Consider the following 17,113-nt stretch of genomic DNA (forward strand, 5'->3'; position numbering starts at 1 on the left):
AAAATGTATTCATTTAGTTCCATTTTGAATGAATGTGAATGATTTATAATGAATTTTACACCTTTTAGATCGTTTTAGAATGATTGTGGTTGAATATGATTGATTTATTGTAATGAGTTCACTATAATGAAAGTGAAAAGAGGCGATAAAGCATGTTAACAGAGAAACGACAGTCGTTAATTTTGAAAGCGTTATCACAACATCGGTTTTTAACATTACAACAATTGATGGATTACACCCAATCCAGCGCTTCGACAATACGACGAGATTTAACGAAATTACAAAATGAAGGCCAATTAACGCGTGTTCATGGGGGCGCTAAATTAGTGACTACAGCTGATGAACCCAAATTAGATACAAAAAGAACACAATATATTGAGGAAAAGATAGACATTGCTAAACGTGCCGCACAGTTAATTCATGATGGTGACTGTATTTACATTGATGCAGGATCCACAACGATTGAAATGATTCCTTATATCCAGGCTAAAAATATCAAAGTTATCACCAATGGACTGACGCATATTGAAAAATTACTACAAGAACAGATCACTGCTTTTATGATTGGTGGAGAAGTTAAACCTAATACCTTAGCTACGGTAGGTACACGTGCCGTCGCTTTCTTACAAAATTATCATTTTGACAAAGTATTTATCGGTGTCAATGGGATTGATTTGATGAAAGGTTTTACAACGCCAGATGATCGTGAAGCAATTGTCAAAGAAACAGCGATGCAACAAGGCCAACAAACCTATATATTGGCGGATACGTCGAAGTTTAATCAAGTGTATTTCTCTTCGATACATGTAGCTCATCATCCTATTATTATTACCAATAGTCAAACAAGCCAATTAGATCAATTTCAAGATTATGAAACTAAATATGAATTTTTAGGAGGATCATGATGATATATACCGTAACTTTAAATCCCTCAATCGACTATGTCATGTACGTAGAGGATTTTCAAAATGGCGCATTGAATCGCGCACAACGTACTCAAAAGTATGCTGGTGGTAAAGGGATCAACGTATCACGCGTACTTCAGACGTTGAATGTGACATCCACTGCGTTAGGTTTTATTGGCGGTCAAACGGGCGAAATGATTCAAACTACATTAAAAACATCAGGCATCCAAACTGCATTAACTAAAGTAGATGAAGACACACGTATCAATGTGAAGTTAAAAGGCGATCAAGAGACAGAGATTAATGCTAGTGGGCCTAATGTCAATGAAGCACAGCTAGAGGAACTGTTAAGCCATATTAAGGAGACTAGTTCCGAAGATGTGATTATATTAGCGGGTAGTATTCCTTCAAGTTTACCAACCGAGACGTATGCACACATTGCAGCCATTGCGCAACAAACAAAAGCGCGAATTGTGGTTGATGCAGAAAAAAATTTAGTAGATACGATTTTGCAATATCGTCCACTATTAATTAAACCGAACCAAAAAGAATTAGAAATGATGTTTGATGTCACGATCCGTGATACACAAGACGTCGTGTATTATGCACAACAGCTCATCCAAAGGGGCGCTGAAGCAGTGCTTGTTTCACTCGGAGGAGAGGGTGCTGTATATGTAGATGAACAACATGCTTTAAAAATCAATGCACCACAAGGTCAACCGATTAATACAGTCGGGTCGGGTGATAGTACTGTAGCAGGCTTTATGGCTGGTCTCACAATGGAAAAATCCCTTGAAGACACTTTAAAACTTGCTATTGCTTGTGGTTCAGCTACAGCCTTTAACGAAGATTTAGCCGAGTTCAACACGATTACTCAACTACAAAATCAAATAAACGTAGTACCTATACAAGAGGAGGGATAACATGAGAATTACAGAGTTGTTAACCAAAGATACTATTGCGATGGATGTCGAAGCGACAACTAAAAATGATGTGATTGATGAATTATCCGAGCAACTTTATCAAGCGGGGAAGCTCAATGATAAAGTAGCGTTTAAAGAAGCGATTCAAGCCCGAGAACAACAAAGTTCAACAGGGATTGGAGAAGGGGTAGCCATACCCCATGCAAAAGTGGCTGCTGTAGATCAACCAGCGATTGCTTTTGGAAAATCGCAACAAGGTATTGATTATGACAGTTTGGATATGCAGCCTGCACACCTCTTTTTTATGATTGCAGCACCAGATACAGGAGCACAAACACATCTCGATGCGCTCGCTAAATTATCAAGCGTGTTAATGGATGAATCTGTACGTCAATCATTATTTGAAGCAACGACGCCAGAAGAAGTGCTAGCTATTATTAATCAAGCTGATGACGAAGCGACAGATGATGCCACTGAAAACGAAGATGAAGGCGCTGTTGCAACGGATGAACCTTATGTATTAGCGGTTACAGCTTGTCCAACAGGCATTGCACATACGTATATGGCGCGCGATGCATTGAAAAAGCAAGCTGAAACAATGGGTGTCGCTCTGAAAGTTGAAACAAATGGAGCAGGTGGCGTGAAGAACCATTTGACTCAAGAAGATATTGAACGTGCGACAGGTATCATCGTTGCGGCAGATGTCCATGTGGAAATGAATCACTTTGATGGTAAAAATGTCATTCAAGTCCCTGTCGCTGATGGCATTAAACGTCCGGAAGCATTAATTGAGCAAGCATTGGATACGTCTCGTACACCATTTAAAGCGGCAAACAACCAGCGTCGCGATGATCATGACGAAGAAAAAATGGGGATTGGCCAAACGATTTATAAACATTTAATGAATGGTGTTTCAAACATGTTACCGCTTGTTATCGCCGGTGGTATTTTGATGGCTATTGTATTTATGATTCATCCGGATGCAATGGATCCTAATAGTTCGCATTATAATGCCTTTGCGAAAACATTATGGGATATAGGTAAGCATAGTGCGTTTGCATTAATTATTCCAATTTTAGCTGGTTTTATTGCAAGAAGTATATCGGATAGGCCTGGATTTGCCGCTGGCTTAGTAGGCGGGATGTTGGCCGTTTCTGGAAATTCTGGTTTTATAGGCGGTATTATTGCCGGATTTTTAGCCGGGTATTTAACACAAGGTATCAAATATCTTGCTAAATGGTTACCACAAATGCTAGAAGGCTTAAAGCCGACGCTAATTTATCCTATATTATCCGTAACAATTACCGGATTACTTATGGTTTATGTGTTCAATACACCTGCATCTTGGTTAAACAATGCTTTAATTTCTGGATTAAATAGTCTATCAGGTACAAATGTCGTGATATTAGGTATTGTTATCGGCGCAATGATGGCTATTGATATGGGTGGTCCTTTTAATAAAGCAGCGTATGTCTTTAGTACAGCAGCACTAACAGCAGGAAATGCAGAACCTATTACAGCAGCGATGGTTGGTGGGATGGTACCACCGATTGCCATTGCATTATCCATGATAATGTTCCGTGGCAAATTTACAAAAGCACAAAGAGGGTCTATCATTCCTAACTTTGTAATGGGTGCTAGTTTTATTACAGAAGGTGCGATTCCATTTGCTGCCGCTGACCCATTGCGTGTTATTCCTTCAATGATGGTGGGATCAGGTGTCGCAGGTGGCTTAGCGTTATTGTTTGGTTCATATATTCAGGCACCACATGGTGGTATTTTCGTTATTTTTGGTACAGATTTTAATCATGCGTTATTTACAATCCTTGCCATTATTATTGGTAGTTTAATAAGTGCCATTATCTATGGATTACTCAAAAAGAAAAATGTTCAAGTATAAAATCATGTGTTAAAAGCAGGGGGTTGAGACTTAAAGTATGACTGCTCTGGGAAGCTGATGAACGGTGTCCCAAAAGCAAGGCTTTGTCCCAACCACTTGCTTTTGTTATTTTATAATGTATGTTTCACTTTAATACATTTCTAGTGTAATTTGACTATCATTTATGATATGATAAAATTAAGATTTTTGTGTCTGGAGGTATGCTCAATGGGAAGGCATTAGCACAATTCATGCAATATAACTTGAATAATAGCGCCGCACTTTCTATTGAGCGGTGTTAATTGATGGAGGTGAAACCCTATTTATTAGGGAACTAATTGGAGAGTACGACCATAATGTATTTAATCATATTTTTTGTACTGATCGCGTTAACGACCGTTTTTGTTGGATCAGAATTTGCACTTGTTAAAGTACGTGCTTCGCGTATTGAACAACTTATTGCTGAAGGGAACGGAAATGCACGCGTTGTCAAAAAGATGATTTCGAATCTTGATTATTATTTATCAGCCTGCCAACTCGGTATTACCGTCACATCTTTAGGATTAGGTTGGTTAGGTGAGCCACTTTTTGAAAAGATCTTACACCCTGTTGTTGAATTACTGAGTATTCCAGAACCGTTAATAACGACCATTTCTATGATTTGTGCGTTTATTATTGTGACGTACATTCATGTGGTAGTGGGGGAACTGGCGCCGAAGAGTTTAGCCATTCAACATACTGAAGGCATTGCTTTACTTTATGCGCGCCCACTATATTACTTTGGGCTCATTATGCAACCACTCATTTGGTTGATGAATGGTTCAGCGCGATTCATTATTAAGTTATTTGGCGTTGATCCTACGACAAGCAACGAAGCGATGTCTGAAGAAGAACTCAAAATTATTATGAACAATAGTTATCATGGTGGCGAAATCAATCAAACAGAATTAGCATACATGCAAAATATCTTTTCTTTTGATGAACGTCATGCGAAAGATATTATGGTGCCAAGAACACAAATGGTTACACTCAATGAACCATTTAATGTTGAAGAATTATTAGAGACAATCAAAGAACATCAATTTACACGCTATCCTATCACTGAAGATGGCGATAAGGACCACATTAAAGGATTTATCAATGTTAAAGAATTTTTAACTGAATATGCTTCAGGCGTATCCATTAAAATTAGTGATTATATTCATGAATTGCCAATGATTTCTGAATCAACGCGTATTAGTGATGCTTTAATTCGTATGCAACGTGAACATGTTCACATCAGTTTAATTATTGATGAATACGGTGGTACGGCTGGGGTATTAACGATGGAAGATATCCTTGAAGAAATTGTGGGAGAGATTAGAGATGAGTTTGATGATGATGAAGTTAATGATGTGATTAAGCTAGAAGATCAAACTTATCAAATCAATGGACGTGTCTTATTAAGTGATTTAGAAGATATGTTTCATATTACTTTTGAAGACTCAGAAGATATCGATACCATTGGAGGATGGCTTCAGGCGCAAAATACGGAGTTAGAACAAGATGATTTTGTAGATACAACGTATGATCGTTGGATTATTTCAGAGATTGAAAATCATCAAATTATTCACGTATTACTACGATATGAATATATTGCAGAGCGACCATTAGAACATGATGAAGAAGATGATGGGGATTAATAGACGTTTTGTGTCGTGAGTCGCTATAATATAAAGGGTGAGAAAAATCTAAGTTGATTTAGATTATCTCGCTCTTTTTTGTTAATATATCGTGGCAATGTAGACGTTATGTTTCAATCTTAAATGGGTAAAGAGAAAACGATGAAAAATGAAAAGAATGTAGAGATGGAGAAGCGATAAATGATGAAATTAAGAGTGATCATTCCATGTTTTAATGAGACAGAAGTGTTAAATCAAACCATTCGTAAATTACAAGAAATTCTCGATCAAGACGCACAACAACATCATTACGAATACGATTTACTTTTTGTCGATGATGGCAGTCAAGATGATACGATTCATCTTCTACAAGATGCGGCTGAAACATCGTCTCATATTAAATATCTTTCTTTTAGCCGAAATTTTGGTAAAGAAGCAGCGATGATGGCAGGATTTGAACATAGTTGTGATTGTGATGCAGTCGTGATGATAGATGCAGATTTACAACATCCTCCTGAAATGCTTCCGCAGATGATGGCTGCCTTTCGAGAGGGATATGATCAAGTCATTGCAAAACGGACCAGAGAAGGTGAAAAAGCGACACGCAAATGGCTGACAAGAACGTACTACAAATTAATTAATTACTTTGTAGAAGATATTGAGTTAAAAGATGGCGTCGGGGACTTTAGATTACTAAGTCAACGTGCTGTCCACTCATTAGTGAATATGCAAGAAGTGAATCGCTTTTCTAAAGGGCTATTTGCTTGGATTGGTTATAACACGAAAGTTTTAGAATATGAAAATGTGGAGCGTGAAGCAGGCGAGTCGAAATGGTCGTTAGGCAGTTTATTTAACTACGCTATTGATGGTTTGATTTCGTTTAATAATAAACCTTTAAGAACAATGATTTATTTAGGGCTAGGTATCTTTGTGCTCAGCATGATTTATATTATTTATGTCTTAATCGATACATTATTAAATGGTGTCGGTGTGCCAGGCTATTTTACAACCATTGCAGCGGTGCTATTTATGGGTAGTATTCAATTAATCTCAATTGGCGTTATTGGTGAATATATTGGACGTATTTATTATGAAGTGAAACGTAGACCGCACTATATTATTCAAGCGGCTAATGTTGAACCACCTCAACAAACACCGCGTGTTGAGTCATACCAACATAAAAAAACCACGTAGGCGAACCTACGTGGTTTAATAGTTTGAATGTATTATTTCTTACGTACTGCACCAAAAATAAGTGATACAACTGCGATAAGAATAATTGAACCAATTAGCGCTGGGAAGATGAATACGCCACCTAATGATGGACCCCATTCGCCAAAGATTAATGTACCAAGCCAAGAACCAATTAAACCAGCAATGATGTTACCGATGATTCCGCCTGGGATATCTTTACTTAAAATTGCTCCGGCAGCCCAACCAATAAGGCCTCCGACAATTAACATAACAATAAAACCCATAATTGTAACCTCCTCTATCTTTTGAAGTTCTATACTTATTGGTTATACCACATTCATATATATTTTAATCATCTTCTTGAAAAAAATAATTTTTCCTACAATAAATATATAATAAATCCTAAATTCACAATTAAAATGATATACCAAAAAGGCGTTAAAATAGTCATAACGACAAAAGATAAAATGATTAATATGGTACCAATTAACATACTGTTATTGATTTTCAGGCGCTTAAGGAACGATTGAAGGTATGGTAAACCCACCATTCCAGACGATAATACAATGGCTCCAATTAAAAAGATAGCAGGTGCTAAATAAGGAAGGGACATATAGTAAGATTGATCGCCTGTTTGATAAATAATCACGATAGAGATACTTACAATCATAGTTAATATACTTGAAAAGAATTTCTGTTGATGAATATGGAAAGGTTGATAATAACGATCCAATAAATATTGTAAAATGGTCCATACACAATACATCAACATCGTAAATATAGAAATGAAAGTAACTTTATTTAACAATATTTGGTTGAAAATACTATTTAATGCAATCGCAAGTAGCATCGTACTAAAACGTATATAACGAAATTGATGTCGATAAAGATCTATGAATAATGCGACTAAAACTACAAAAATGTTGAGTATTACAAAAAGCGCCATAATGTTCTCCTAACTTTGTCAATTCATCTTACCATTATATCAACCCGTTGCAAAGTTGACATTTATAAAAGGTGCATTTATTCGAGTTTTAATTGATTAAGAGAGCATATGCTCATTCACGGCATTAGACTCCTTTTTGATTACTCCATAATAATGTGTGTAATTGTGGTAACACAAAAACATCGTTCATATCCGAACTATTCATCGTCATCTCGATTAACCACTCATAACGTGATAAAAGTTTAGCTGTATGCTGTGACACTTCATCATCTATGTATGGATTACCGACTTGTAAGTAGAAGGGAATAGTTGGATAACGATGATGTATCATTTTAGCAAATTCATAATCCGCTTCATCAAAGATAACGACTTTTAAGTTAATACGTTCCTCAGGGCATTGAGCAATCACTTCATCAAGTTTGGATAAATCTTGTTTCATCAATGAGCTTGGTGGTTTAGGTGAAATCGTTAAGTCATTGATTTGTCGCATCCATGGTTGAAAGTGACTGCCTTGCGTTTCTAAAGCCGTTTGAATATTTTCTTTGTCACATAAATCGACAAATGCTTGCATCCCTTTAATTAACGCAGGGTTACCACCTGATATCGTAACATGATTAAAACGATCCCCCGCGATATCACGAAGGGCATCTAGGATTTCTTCCGCACGCATCATTTGAATTTCTTCTTTCATACTACCGTCCCATGTAAATTTAGAATCACACCAACTGCATCTAAAATCACATCCTGCTGTACGCACAAACATTGTTTTGCGCCCAATGACACGTCCTTCACCTTGAATAGTAGGACCGAATAATTCGAGTACGGGGATTTTAGCCATTGTCTTGCTCCTTACGTTTAGGGCGATAAACCACATAACTTGTTGGTGTTTCTCTTAAAAAGACTTGTAAACATCTCGGCTGATGTGACAATGCGCTAAGATGTGCATTTACAATTTCATAGATTGTTTGTGCAACCATTTCAGTAGAAGGGACTTTCTCTTTAAAATCCGTCAAATCATTTAATAAGTAATGATCGAAGCGGTCATGCACCAGTTGTTTTAATTCGCTAAAGTTCACTAAAAATCCGAGATCATCTAATGTGTCGCCTACAATAGTTAAGTTCACAAAGTAAGTATGACCATGGACACGTGTACATTTACCTGCGCGTTCGTCTGGAATATAGTGCGCAGCAGAAAAGTTAAAGTCTTTATTGAGTTCAAATGTGTAGTCATGATTTACGACTGGATAAATTTGTTGCATCATTGATTAGCCTCTCCTTTTTCAGCTAAATATTGTTCTAGTCCACGTTGGCGAAGTTTACAAGCAGGACATTCGCCACAACCTTCAGCCATGACCCCGTTATAGCATGTTAGGGTATTAAAACGGACATAATCTAATACACCAAGTTCGTCACTTAATGCCCATGTTTCCTTTTTATTGAGCCACATTAACGGCGTATGAATGACGAAATCGCGATCCATCGATAAACTTAATGAAAGGTTCATTGATTTGATAAAACTATCACGACAGTCAGGATAACCTGAGAAATCTGTTTCACACACACCTGTAATAATATGTTTGGCATTGATTTGATAAGCTAACGCACCAGCGAATGATAAAAATAGTAAGTTACGTGCAGGTACGAATGTATTCGGTACCTCGTCATTGTCTTCGATATCCATATCTTTAGACGTCAGTGCATTCGGAGACAGTTGGGATAATAATGACATATCTAATACATGATGTTTAAGATCTTGGTCTTTTGCGATTGTTCGCGCAACCTCGATTTCTTTATCATGGCGTTGTCCATATTCAAATGTCACCAGTTCAACTTCTTTAAAATGTTTAAGTGCGTAAAAGAGACACGTTGTACTATCTTGGCCTCCGCTAAACACAACAAGTGCTTTTTCGTTTTTTAGTACTTCTGACATATAACATCACTCCTTATATATGCGTAAAAATCAAATATTAATCATTACTTCGGGATTGACACCTTTAAATGTCACGTTCTTCGTTTGGTCGGGAATCAAAGGGATGGTTCATTCATTGCTAATCTATTGAAAGGTTTTTTAGTTGTGAATACACATTTAAGTGTAGGATGACTGATCGGTTTAATTTAAAGCATAAAAAAAGCCATCCCTATAAAAAGATAGACTCTGACAGGATGGTCTAGTTTTTTATAGAGGGTTAAGAGCTAGGAACCTCTTTATTCGATTTTCTACTTTGTTAACTCTAATACAATTGTGTTTATAAATCAAGTTAGGTGATGAGATTGACATTTTATATGAGAAGGCATTCAGTTTTGTCAATTTCGATGATATTTGGGATAATAGAAGATATTATAAAGTTAAACGAGGCATTCGAAATGATAGTAATGATAGATAATAAAGATTCATTTACATATAATATTGTTGATTATTTAGAAAACGAAAGTGGTCAAAACGTACACGTCATAGATGTTGAACAAGTCAACGTAGATCAACTTGCGCAATCTCAACCCTCAGCGATTGTCATTTCGCCGGGGCCTGGTGCACCGACTGATTATCCTATTTTATATGATGTACTAGAGCGTTTCGAAGCGACGACACCTATTTTAGGTGTTTGTTTAGGCTTTCAATTACTGATTACTTATTATGGTGGGGACATTGTTCAAGCGCCTTATCCTGTACACGGTCATGTCACAACGATACAGCATGATGGTTCTTGTTTATTTGAGGGGTTACCACAAACGTTTGATGTGATGCGGTACCATTCTCTAATGGCGCGACAAGATTCGATACACGCGCCTCTTAATGTCACAGCTCACAATCATGAGGGGATTATTATGGCCATTGAACATGAACATTATCCAATATATGGCATGCAGTATCACCCTGAATCCATTTTATCTGAATATGGTCATGCGCAAATTCGTAATTTTTTAAAGAAGGCAGGTGTTTATCATGGTTGTGAAGTTTAACTATACGTATTATACGACGCCTGATGAATCAACGCAGTACATTTATACTTTCGATCAACCTGTACACTATCAACTTGCGCATACATTATCAGACGTAGGAGATGTGGTGGATTGCGCTGAGACTTACCAAAAAGAAGGATATTATGTTGCCTTGTACCTACCTTATGAAGCCGCATCCTTTTATAATGATAACTTTGAAACATACGAACCTGCAGATGGACTATATGCTGCTTTTTATGCTTTTGATCAACCAGTGACAGAAGCGGTAAGTGTTGACGGAGCATATGAAATGACGATGCCAACATTCACTTGTACAAATACACAAGAAGAAATTAAACAACATATTCGTACCATTCATAAAGAAATTACAGAAGGATGGACATATCAAGTGAATTATACGACACGTTTTGAGAGTCACCAAGTTGTGCCGATATCAAGGTTATACGCCTATCTGACACAAAAAGGAAATGGGCATTACACCGTATTAATGGATACAGAGGCGTTACAGATCGCTTCGATTTCTCCAGAACTATTTTTCCAAGTCGGTCAATTTGATACGGATCAACAGCGTACGATTGTGAGTAAACCTATGAAAGGGACAATGCCAAGAGGTAAAACAAAAGCGGAAGATGAGCATCATTTCAATATGTTAAAACAATCAACCAAAGATCAAGCGGAAAATGTAATGATTGTAGATTTGTTGAGAAATGATATTGCACGTATTGCACAAACAGGCACTGTGAAAGTTGATCATTTATTTAATATTGAAACCTATGATACAGTATTTCAAATGACGACGATGGTCTCAGGTAAAATCGATAAAACCATCTCGTATAATCAATTGTTTACTGCATTGTTCCCATGTGGCTCGATTACGGGTGCACCTAAAATTAATACGATGCGTATTATTCATCGTCTTGAAAATACGCCAAGACATAGTTATTGTGGCACGATTGGTTTGTTACATCCGAACGGTAACGCGGTATTTAATGTACCGATTCGAACGCTACAACAAATTAACGATAAGATGGTCTACGGCGTTGGTGCTGGTATTACTATTGATTCAGATCCTCAAGCAGAATATGAAGAATTTTTAACTAAAACTAAAATATTAGAGGGATAACGATGTATTTATTTGAGACAATGCGTTTAGAAGCAGGCAAAATTTGTCGGGAACCTTATCATTTTCAACGTCTTTTTCAAGCGAGTCAATCACTCAATATGCCATTTTCAAAGCGTGATTGGGAACAGCTCGTGCATGACATTCAAGCGCAAGTAGATGAAGGGGTTTATCGACTTAAAGTTATTTTAGAAAGTGATGGCACATTGCATTTTAGGTATCAGCCATTAGCGTCAGTACAGGGCATGACGGCACGTATGGCTTTACTGCCACCTGAAACACCGCAATGGTGTCGTACGCATAAAACGTCTGAACGCGCATTTTTACAACATCATCATGAGACGGATTTAATTTTATTGTATGATGAAAGTGATAAAATACTTGAATTTGACATTGGTAATGTGGTCTTAGAACATGACGGTCAGTACTATACACCTCAATTTGATCACGACTTTTTGAAAGGGTGTATGCGTCAGTCGTTAATCGATCAAGGGGCCATTCAACCTTGTCTTATCAGTCGAGATACATTGCGCCGTACGTTATCAAATAATGGGCGATTATGGTTAATTAATAGTTTGAGAGAGTGGGTTCCAGTTACATTAATAGAATAATAGGTGTCGTTGAAAATGATATATTTTATACTGTTTATAGTTTTGCTTTGGTTAGGTCAATTTGTTAGTAAACGACTCGTCAGGCGTTCGAATAAAGGATTAATGTTCGGGTGGTTATGTCTTGTGCTGTTGGTGCAAGGTGTTGTGATTTGGTTATTGATGCAACAAGTTATCGAATTCGCAATAGATGTATTAAAGTTATTTTATAATGAATAGTTGAGGTGTTATAAATGAAAGTATATAGCCAAGGGGATCAGGCGATAGTAGTATCTAAGCGTGAACCAGTGACGCCGTTATCAATACGTAAGTTACTTGCTTTACGTACGTATTTATTAAAACAAGATTATCCATTTATTACAGAAATAGTACCGACTGAAACGGATATGCTTATTTCTTATGATGCGCGAATGATGATGAAATATTTTGATGTGACATCACCATTTTTATTTATGAAGCATATGATTGAACACCTTAACTTAGAAGATATGGAAGAAGAGCCACATCAAACGATAGAGGTGCCGGTTTATTACGATGAGGTGCATGGGCCACATCTTCAGTTATTGCTTGAAGAACTTGATATGGATTTAGAGACATTCGTGCACTATCACACGAAACCTGACTATTTTGTATCAATGATGGGCTTTTCGCCAGGTTTTCCATATTTAACTGGTATGGATGAGCATATCGTAGTTAATCATACCGCGCCTGAAAAACGTTGGATTAAAGCAGGTTCAATCATAGTAGAAAATAATAAATGTGGTATTACGACAACCGATTTATATGAGGATTGGCTTGTTATAGGTTATTCACCATTAAAACTATTCGATCCAAATTGCGAGCCATTCACCTTGATTTCGCTTGGTGATACCGTTAAATTTTATCCAGTTCAAGAAGAAGAGAGGGAATTAACGTGACGATTATAGTTGAAGAAAGTGGCTTATTTTCGACATTTCAAGACTTTGGGAGAAAAGGATATGAACATTTAGGCGTTATTCGAAGCGGTGCCCTTGATGTGTTAGCGCATGAAATCGCCAATCGTCTCGTTGGTAATGATCGTCATGAAGCTACACTTGAAATGACAAATCAAATGGCGCGTTTACGTTTTACAGAACCTACCTTAATCGCTTTATCTGGTGGGCAAGTAGTAGCTTATACACAAGACACCCAAGTTAGAACGAACAAATTATACTTAATGAATAAAGGTGATGTTTTAACATTTGATGCATTAAGAAGAGGTTCTCGAGTGTATTTAGCTGTAGCTGGTGGATTTGAACTCGATGAATGGTTAGCATCATCATCAACGGATACATATGCAAAAGTAGGTGGCTATCACGGGAGACCAATTCAAGTAGGCGATGAAATTAATATGAAACGCGCTTATACTGAACGGCATCATCAATTATTTGAAAACCTGAAACACACCAAAATGACAGATTGGGGAGTGGATGGTTATGCGTTATCATTCAATTATGTGTCAGATGTCGTACACGTCATTCCAAGTGAAGGCACAGAAGACTTTGAGCCTGAAGTTTTAAAAGATTTCGTAAAAGAAGACTATAAAATCTCAAGTAAGGCTAACCGTATGGGTATTTTATTAGAAGGTCAGCCGATTCATGCACATTATGAAAGTGCGCCCCCTCATCGTTCAGTAAAGCGCGGTACCATTCAGTTGAAAAAAGATGGGACACCTATTGTGTTATTGAACGACCATTATACGTTAGGCAGTTATCCTCAAATTGGGACTATCGCTTCCTATCATTTATCAAAATTAGTTCAAAAGCGCCAAGGGTCTAAAGTGAAATTCCAATTTATTGATATCATTCAAGCGGAGCAAAATTTGGTGAAATATCATAGTTGGCGAAAACAGTTATTTAAAGGGATTGAATATCGCATGCAAGGAGAAATGTCTAAATCAAATCCATCATAAAATGAGTCGTCTTGTTAGCGATATCGAAATTACAACTTGAGTCCGAGTACAGTATTTAAGATCATTTGTATACTGTTAGTTATTGATAAAAAAATGGATGAAGTTGGTTGTAGCAATGAGTCGTCTTAGAGAATAGTGCGCTAAGACGTCTTAATTAAGTCCTGTGCAGTTGCATAGGATATGACTTGAAATATCACACTAATTAGTATATATTATTAAATTGAACTTACTCATTTATGTTACAAAAAGATTACAAATATAAAAATTGTTGTGATAATATAAAAAATATTAAGCAAAAACACTTGAAGGAATGTATGACGGGGGAGCAAATATGAAAAATGAAAAAAGAAAGATAGGGATATTTACGTTTTTCCTATTAATGGTGCTCACCATTGCATTAAAAACGTATTTTGCCTATTATGTTGACCTATCACTTGGTGTTAAAGGACTTACCCAAAATTTAATACTACTATTAAATCCGTATAGTTTAGTCGCACTAGTATTAAGCGTTTTCTTATTTTTTAAAGGCCGCAAAGCATACTGGTTTATGTTTATCGGTGGATTTTTAATTACAATATTACTATATGCAAACGTAGTCTATTTCAGATTCTTCTCTGACTTTATTACGTTTAGTACATTAAATCAGGTCGGTAACGTAGACTCAATGGGAGGCGCTGTTGGTGCTTCTTTTAAATGGCACGACTTTGTTTATTTTATCGATACTGTTGTTTACCTTTTTATTTTAATATTTAAACAAAAATGGTTAAGCAAAAATGTATTCCATAAAAGATTTATTCCAGTCGTTATGGCGTCAGCAATTGCGCTCTTTTTCCTAAATTTAGCGTTTGCTGAAACAGATCGTCCAGAATTATTAACAAGAACATTTGACCATAAATACCTTGTTAAGTATTTAGGACCTTACAATTTCACTGTGTATGATGGCGTCAAAACCATTCAAAATAATCAACAAAAGGCACTTGCCTCAGAAGATGATTTAACAGAAGTGTTAAATTACTCAAAACAGAAAAACACAGAGCCTAATATGGAATACTACGGTAAAGCTAAAGGTAAAAATGTCATTAAGATTCACTTAGAGAGTTTCCAAACATTTTTAATTAACAAGAAGATTAATGGTGAAGAAGTTACACCATTCTTAAACCAATTATCATCAGGACAAAATGATTTTAGATATTATCCAAATTTCTACCATCAAACAGGTCAAGGTAAGACATCAGATGCCGAATTTACAATGGATAACAGTTTATATGGCTTACCTCAAGGTTCAGCCTTTTCATTAAAAGGTGACAATACGTTCCAATCATTACCAGCAATTTTACATCAACAACAAGACTTCACAACGAGCGTTATGCATGGTGACTATAAAACATTCTGGAACCGTGACCAAATTTATCGTCACTTTGGTGTTGATAAGTTTTACGATGCAACGTATTATGATATGTCATCTGATAACTTAGAAAACCTAGGTCTTAAAGATAAGGAATTCTTTGACGAGTCGTTAGATTACTTATCAAAAGAAAAACAACCATTCTATTCTCACTTGATAACATTAACAAACCATTATCCGTTTACGTTATCACAAGAGGATGCCACAATTGATAAGACTGATACAGGTGACTCAACGGTAGATGGCTACATCCAAACAGCACGTTACCTAGACGAGTCATTAGAACAATTTATTAATGGTTTAAAAGAAAAAGGATTATATGATGATTCAGTCATTATGCTCTACGGTGACCACTATGGTATTTCTGAAAACCATAATAAAGCAATGGAACAATTATTAGACGAACCGATTACTCCAGCGAAGTTCACAGATCTTAACGCAACAGGTTTCTGGTTAAAAGCACCTGGTGTTGAACCAGAAGTAGACGAAACATATGCTGGACAAGTTGACGTCATGCCTACGTTATTACATTTAATGGGTATCGATACTAAAAACTATCTTATGATGGGTACAGACATGTTATCGAAAGATCATAATAATGTAGTACCTTTCCGAAACGGTGATTTCGTGACAGATGGTTATAAATACGTCAATGGTAAGGCATATAGCAACGAAAATAATGAACCATTATCAGAACCGCCTGCTGACTTAGAAAAGAATAAAAAACAAGTACAGACTGACTTAGAAATGAGTGACAAAGTGTTGAATGGAGACTTATTCAGATTCTATGATAACCCTGATTTTGATCAGATTGATCCATCAACATACAACTACGAAGCAGGCCCTAAAGGCGAAGAAAAATAATAAAATTAAGATTAGCAGTGGAGAGTTCTATAACGATAGATTTCTCCACTGCTTTTTTGTTGGAATTTATTTAATTGTGACTTTAGTAAAATCTTCTGATGGTGATTTATTTATTATAATTGAACTTAACTTTGTTATTAACGTGTTAACGAACAATTATGTTTTAACAATTTTTTTGGCATAAAATAATCTAAAATATTAATAAACTCATGACTACTTCCGTCTATGTTTATATAATTTATAGAACATCCATCAAAATAAACATTAGGATGATATGTCACTAACTGATTTTTCACTGTCTAACTATATAATTTTTAAAGAATCATTTTGTAAGCAACTTTGTACGAAGATTTAAGTGTGGTATAATAAAGATGTAGCAAAGTAAAATTTTAAAATTAATTTTACTGTATTTATTATTAATAGTTTAATGAATTTTTATTGCTTATAGATTGAAAGTGAGGGGTCAAATTGTCTTACAAGAAAAGAGTGTTTTTCGGAATTATTTTTATAATTGTAATAGTCCTTCCATTTCTTTACATAGAAAGAACAAGTTTATTAGGGGTCTTAGGAGGTATAATATTATTATTAATGGCATACGTTACTTTTTTTAAAAAATAATTTTAAAGCAAGACTTGATATTGTTTTAAAATCGAGTTATATAAAGTATGACGAAATAGTACTATAGTAAAAATAGTGATAGTTATTGAATGCATATATAAT

Annotated in this window: 16 protein-coding genes; 11 read left to right on the forward strand and 5 right to left on the reverse strand. The window is 36.0% G+C overall.

Features of this window, described 5'->3' with window-relative positions; translation table 11 throughout:
- The first annotated feature begins 152 nt into the window (after positions 1–152).
- From ACEE93_RS01325 to ACEE93_RS01345, 5 genes are all read left to right on the forward strand, one after another.
- Positions 153–905, forward strand: a complete 753-nt coding sequence (locus tag ACEE93_RS01325; protein WP_449155457.1) for a DeoR/GlpR family DNA-binding transcription regulator — start codon at positions 153–155, stop codon at positions 903–905.
- Entirely contained in the window at positions 905–1,828 is a 924-nt protein-coding gene (gene pfkB, locus ACEE93_RS01330; protein ID WP_449155458.1) for a 1-phosphofructokinase, read from the forward strand. Before ACEE93_RS01325 ends, pfkB begins: the two co-directional genes overlap by 1 nt.
- A 1-nt stretch (position 1,829) precedes the next feature.
- Complete coding sequence (locus ACEE93_RS01335) at positions 1,830–3,728, forward strand: PTS fructose transporter subunit IIABC (protein ID WP_449156345.1); 1,899 nt, start codon at positions 1,830–1,832, stop codon at positions 3,726–3,728.
- Between the two features lie 317 nt (positions 3,729–4,045).
- Entirely contained in the window at positions 4,046–5,389 is a 1,344-nt protein-coding gene (locus ACEE93_RS01340; protein WP_449155460.1) for a hemolysin family protein, read from the forward strand.
- A gap of 183 nt (positions 5,390–5,572) precedes the next feature.
- On the forward strand, positions 5,573–6,562 hold the full coding sequence (locus ACEE93_RS01345; protein ID WP_449155508.1) for a glycosyltransferase family 2 protein: 990 nt from the start codon (positions 5,573–5,575) through the stop codon (positions 6,560–6,562).
- A 32-nt stretch (positions 6,563–6,594) separates the two neighbouring features.
- Here ACEE93_RS01345 and ACEE93_RS01350 read toward each other — a convergent pair whose 3' ends face one another.
- The 5 genes from ACEE93_RS01350 to queC form a co-directional block, all read right to left on the reverse strand.
- On the reverse strand, positions 6,595–6,849 hold the full coding sequence (locus tag ACEE93_RS01350) for a GlsB/YeaQ/YmgE family stress response membrane protein (RefSeq protein ID WP_449155509.1): 255 nt from the start codon (positions 6,847–6,849) through the stop codon (positions 6,595–6,597).
- Positions 6,850–6,941: 92 nt separating this feature from the next.
- The gene (locus tag ACEE93_RS01355) at positions 6,942–7,508 is read right to left on the reverse strand and encodes a hypothetical protein (RefSeq protein WP_449155461.1); all 567 of its coding nucleotides are present in this window, start codon (positions 7,506–7,508) and stop codon (positions 6,942–6,944) included.
- Positions 7,509–7,632: 124 nt separating this feature from the next.
- Positions 7,633–8,346 carry a 7-carboxy-7-deazaguanine synthase QueE gene (gene queE / locus ACEE93_RS01360; RefSeq protein WP_449155462.1) on the reverse strand — a complete coding sequence of 238 codons (714 nt, stop codon included), beginning with the start codon at positions 8,344–8,346 and terminating at the stop codon, positions 7,633–7,635.
- Complete coding sequence (queD, locus tag ACEE93_RS01365; RefSeq protein ID WP_449155463.1) at positions 8,339–8,770, reverse strand: 6-carboxytetrahydropterin synthase QueD; 432 nt, start codon at positions 8,768–8,770, stop codon at positions 8,339–8,341. The genes queE and queD overlap by 8 nt, the downstream gene beginning before the upstream one ends.
- Complete coding sequence (queC, locus tag ACEE93_RS01370; RefSeq protein WP_449155464.1) at positions 8,767–9,438, reverse strand: 7-cyano-7-deazaguanine synthase QueC; 672 nt, start codon at positions 9,436–9,438, stop codon at positions 8,767–8,769. The genes queD and queC overlap by 4 nt, the downstream gene beginning before the upstream one ends.
- Before the next feature lie 434 nt (positions 9,439–9,872).
- Here queC and ACEE93_RS01375 point away from each other — a divergent pair, with 434 nt between their 5' ends.
- From ACEE93_RS01375 to ltaS, 6 genes are all read left to right on the forward strand, one after another.
- Complete coding sequence (locus tag ACEE93_RS01375) at positions 9,873–10,466, forward strand: anthranilate synthase component II (protein WP_449155465.1); 594 nt, start codon at positions 9,873–9,875, stop codon at positions 10,464–10,466.
- The gene (locus ACEE93_RS01380) at positions 10,450–11,589 is read left to right on the forward strand and encodes a chorismate-binding protein (protein WP_449155466.1); all 1,140 of its coding nucleotides are present in this window, start codon (positions 10,450–10,452) and stop codon (positions 11,587–11,589) included. The genes ACEE93_RS01375 and ACEE93_RS01380 overlap by 17 nt, the downstream gene beginning before the upstream one ends.
- A 2-nt stretch (positions 11,590–11,591) precedes the next feature.
- Positions 11,592–12,197 (forward strand): aminotransferase class IV, encoded by a 606-nt coding sequence (locus ACEE93_RS01385; protein ID WP_449155467.1) that lies wholly within the window; start codon positions 11,592–11,594, stop codon positions 12,195–12,197.
- Between the two features lie 230 nt (positions 12,198–12,427).
- Positions 12,428–13,111, forward strand: coding sequence for a carboxyltransferase domain-containing protein (locus ACEE93_RS01390; protein ID WP_449155468.1), 684 nt, complete (start codon positions 12,428–12,430; stop codon positions 13,109–13,111).
- Positions 13,108–14,124 carry a 5-oxoprolinase subunit C family protein gene (locus ACEE93_RS01395; RefSeq protein ID WP_449155469.1) on the forward strand — a complete coding sequence of 339 codons (1,017 nt, stop codon included), beginning with the start codon at positions 13,108–13,110 and terminating at the stop codon, positions 14,122–14,124. Before ACEE93_RS01390 ends, ACEE93_RS01395 begins: the two co-directional genes overlap by 4 nt.
- Positions 14,125–14,455: 331 nt before the next feature.
- Entirely contained in the window at positions 14,456–16,393 is a 1,938-nt protein-coding gene (gene ltaS / locus ACEE93_RS01400; RefSeq protein WP_449155470.1) for a polyglycerol-phosphate lipoteichoic acid synthase LtaS, read from the forward strand.
- The last annotated feature ends 720 nt before the right edge of the window (positions 16,394–17,113 follow it).

It is taken from the genome of Staphylococcus sp. 11262D007BW, from assembly GCF_053547815.1.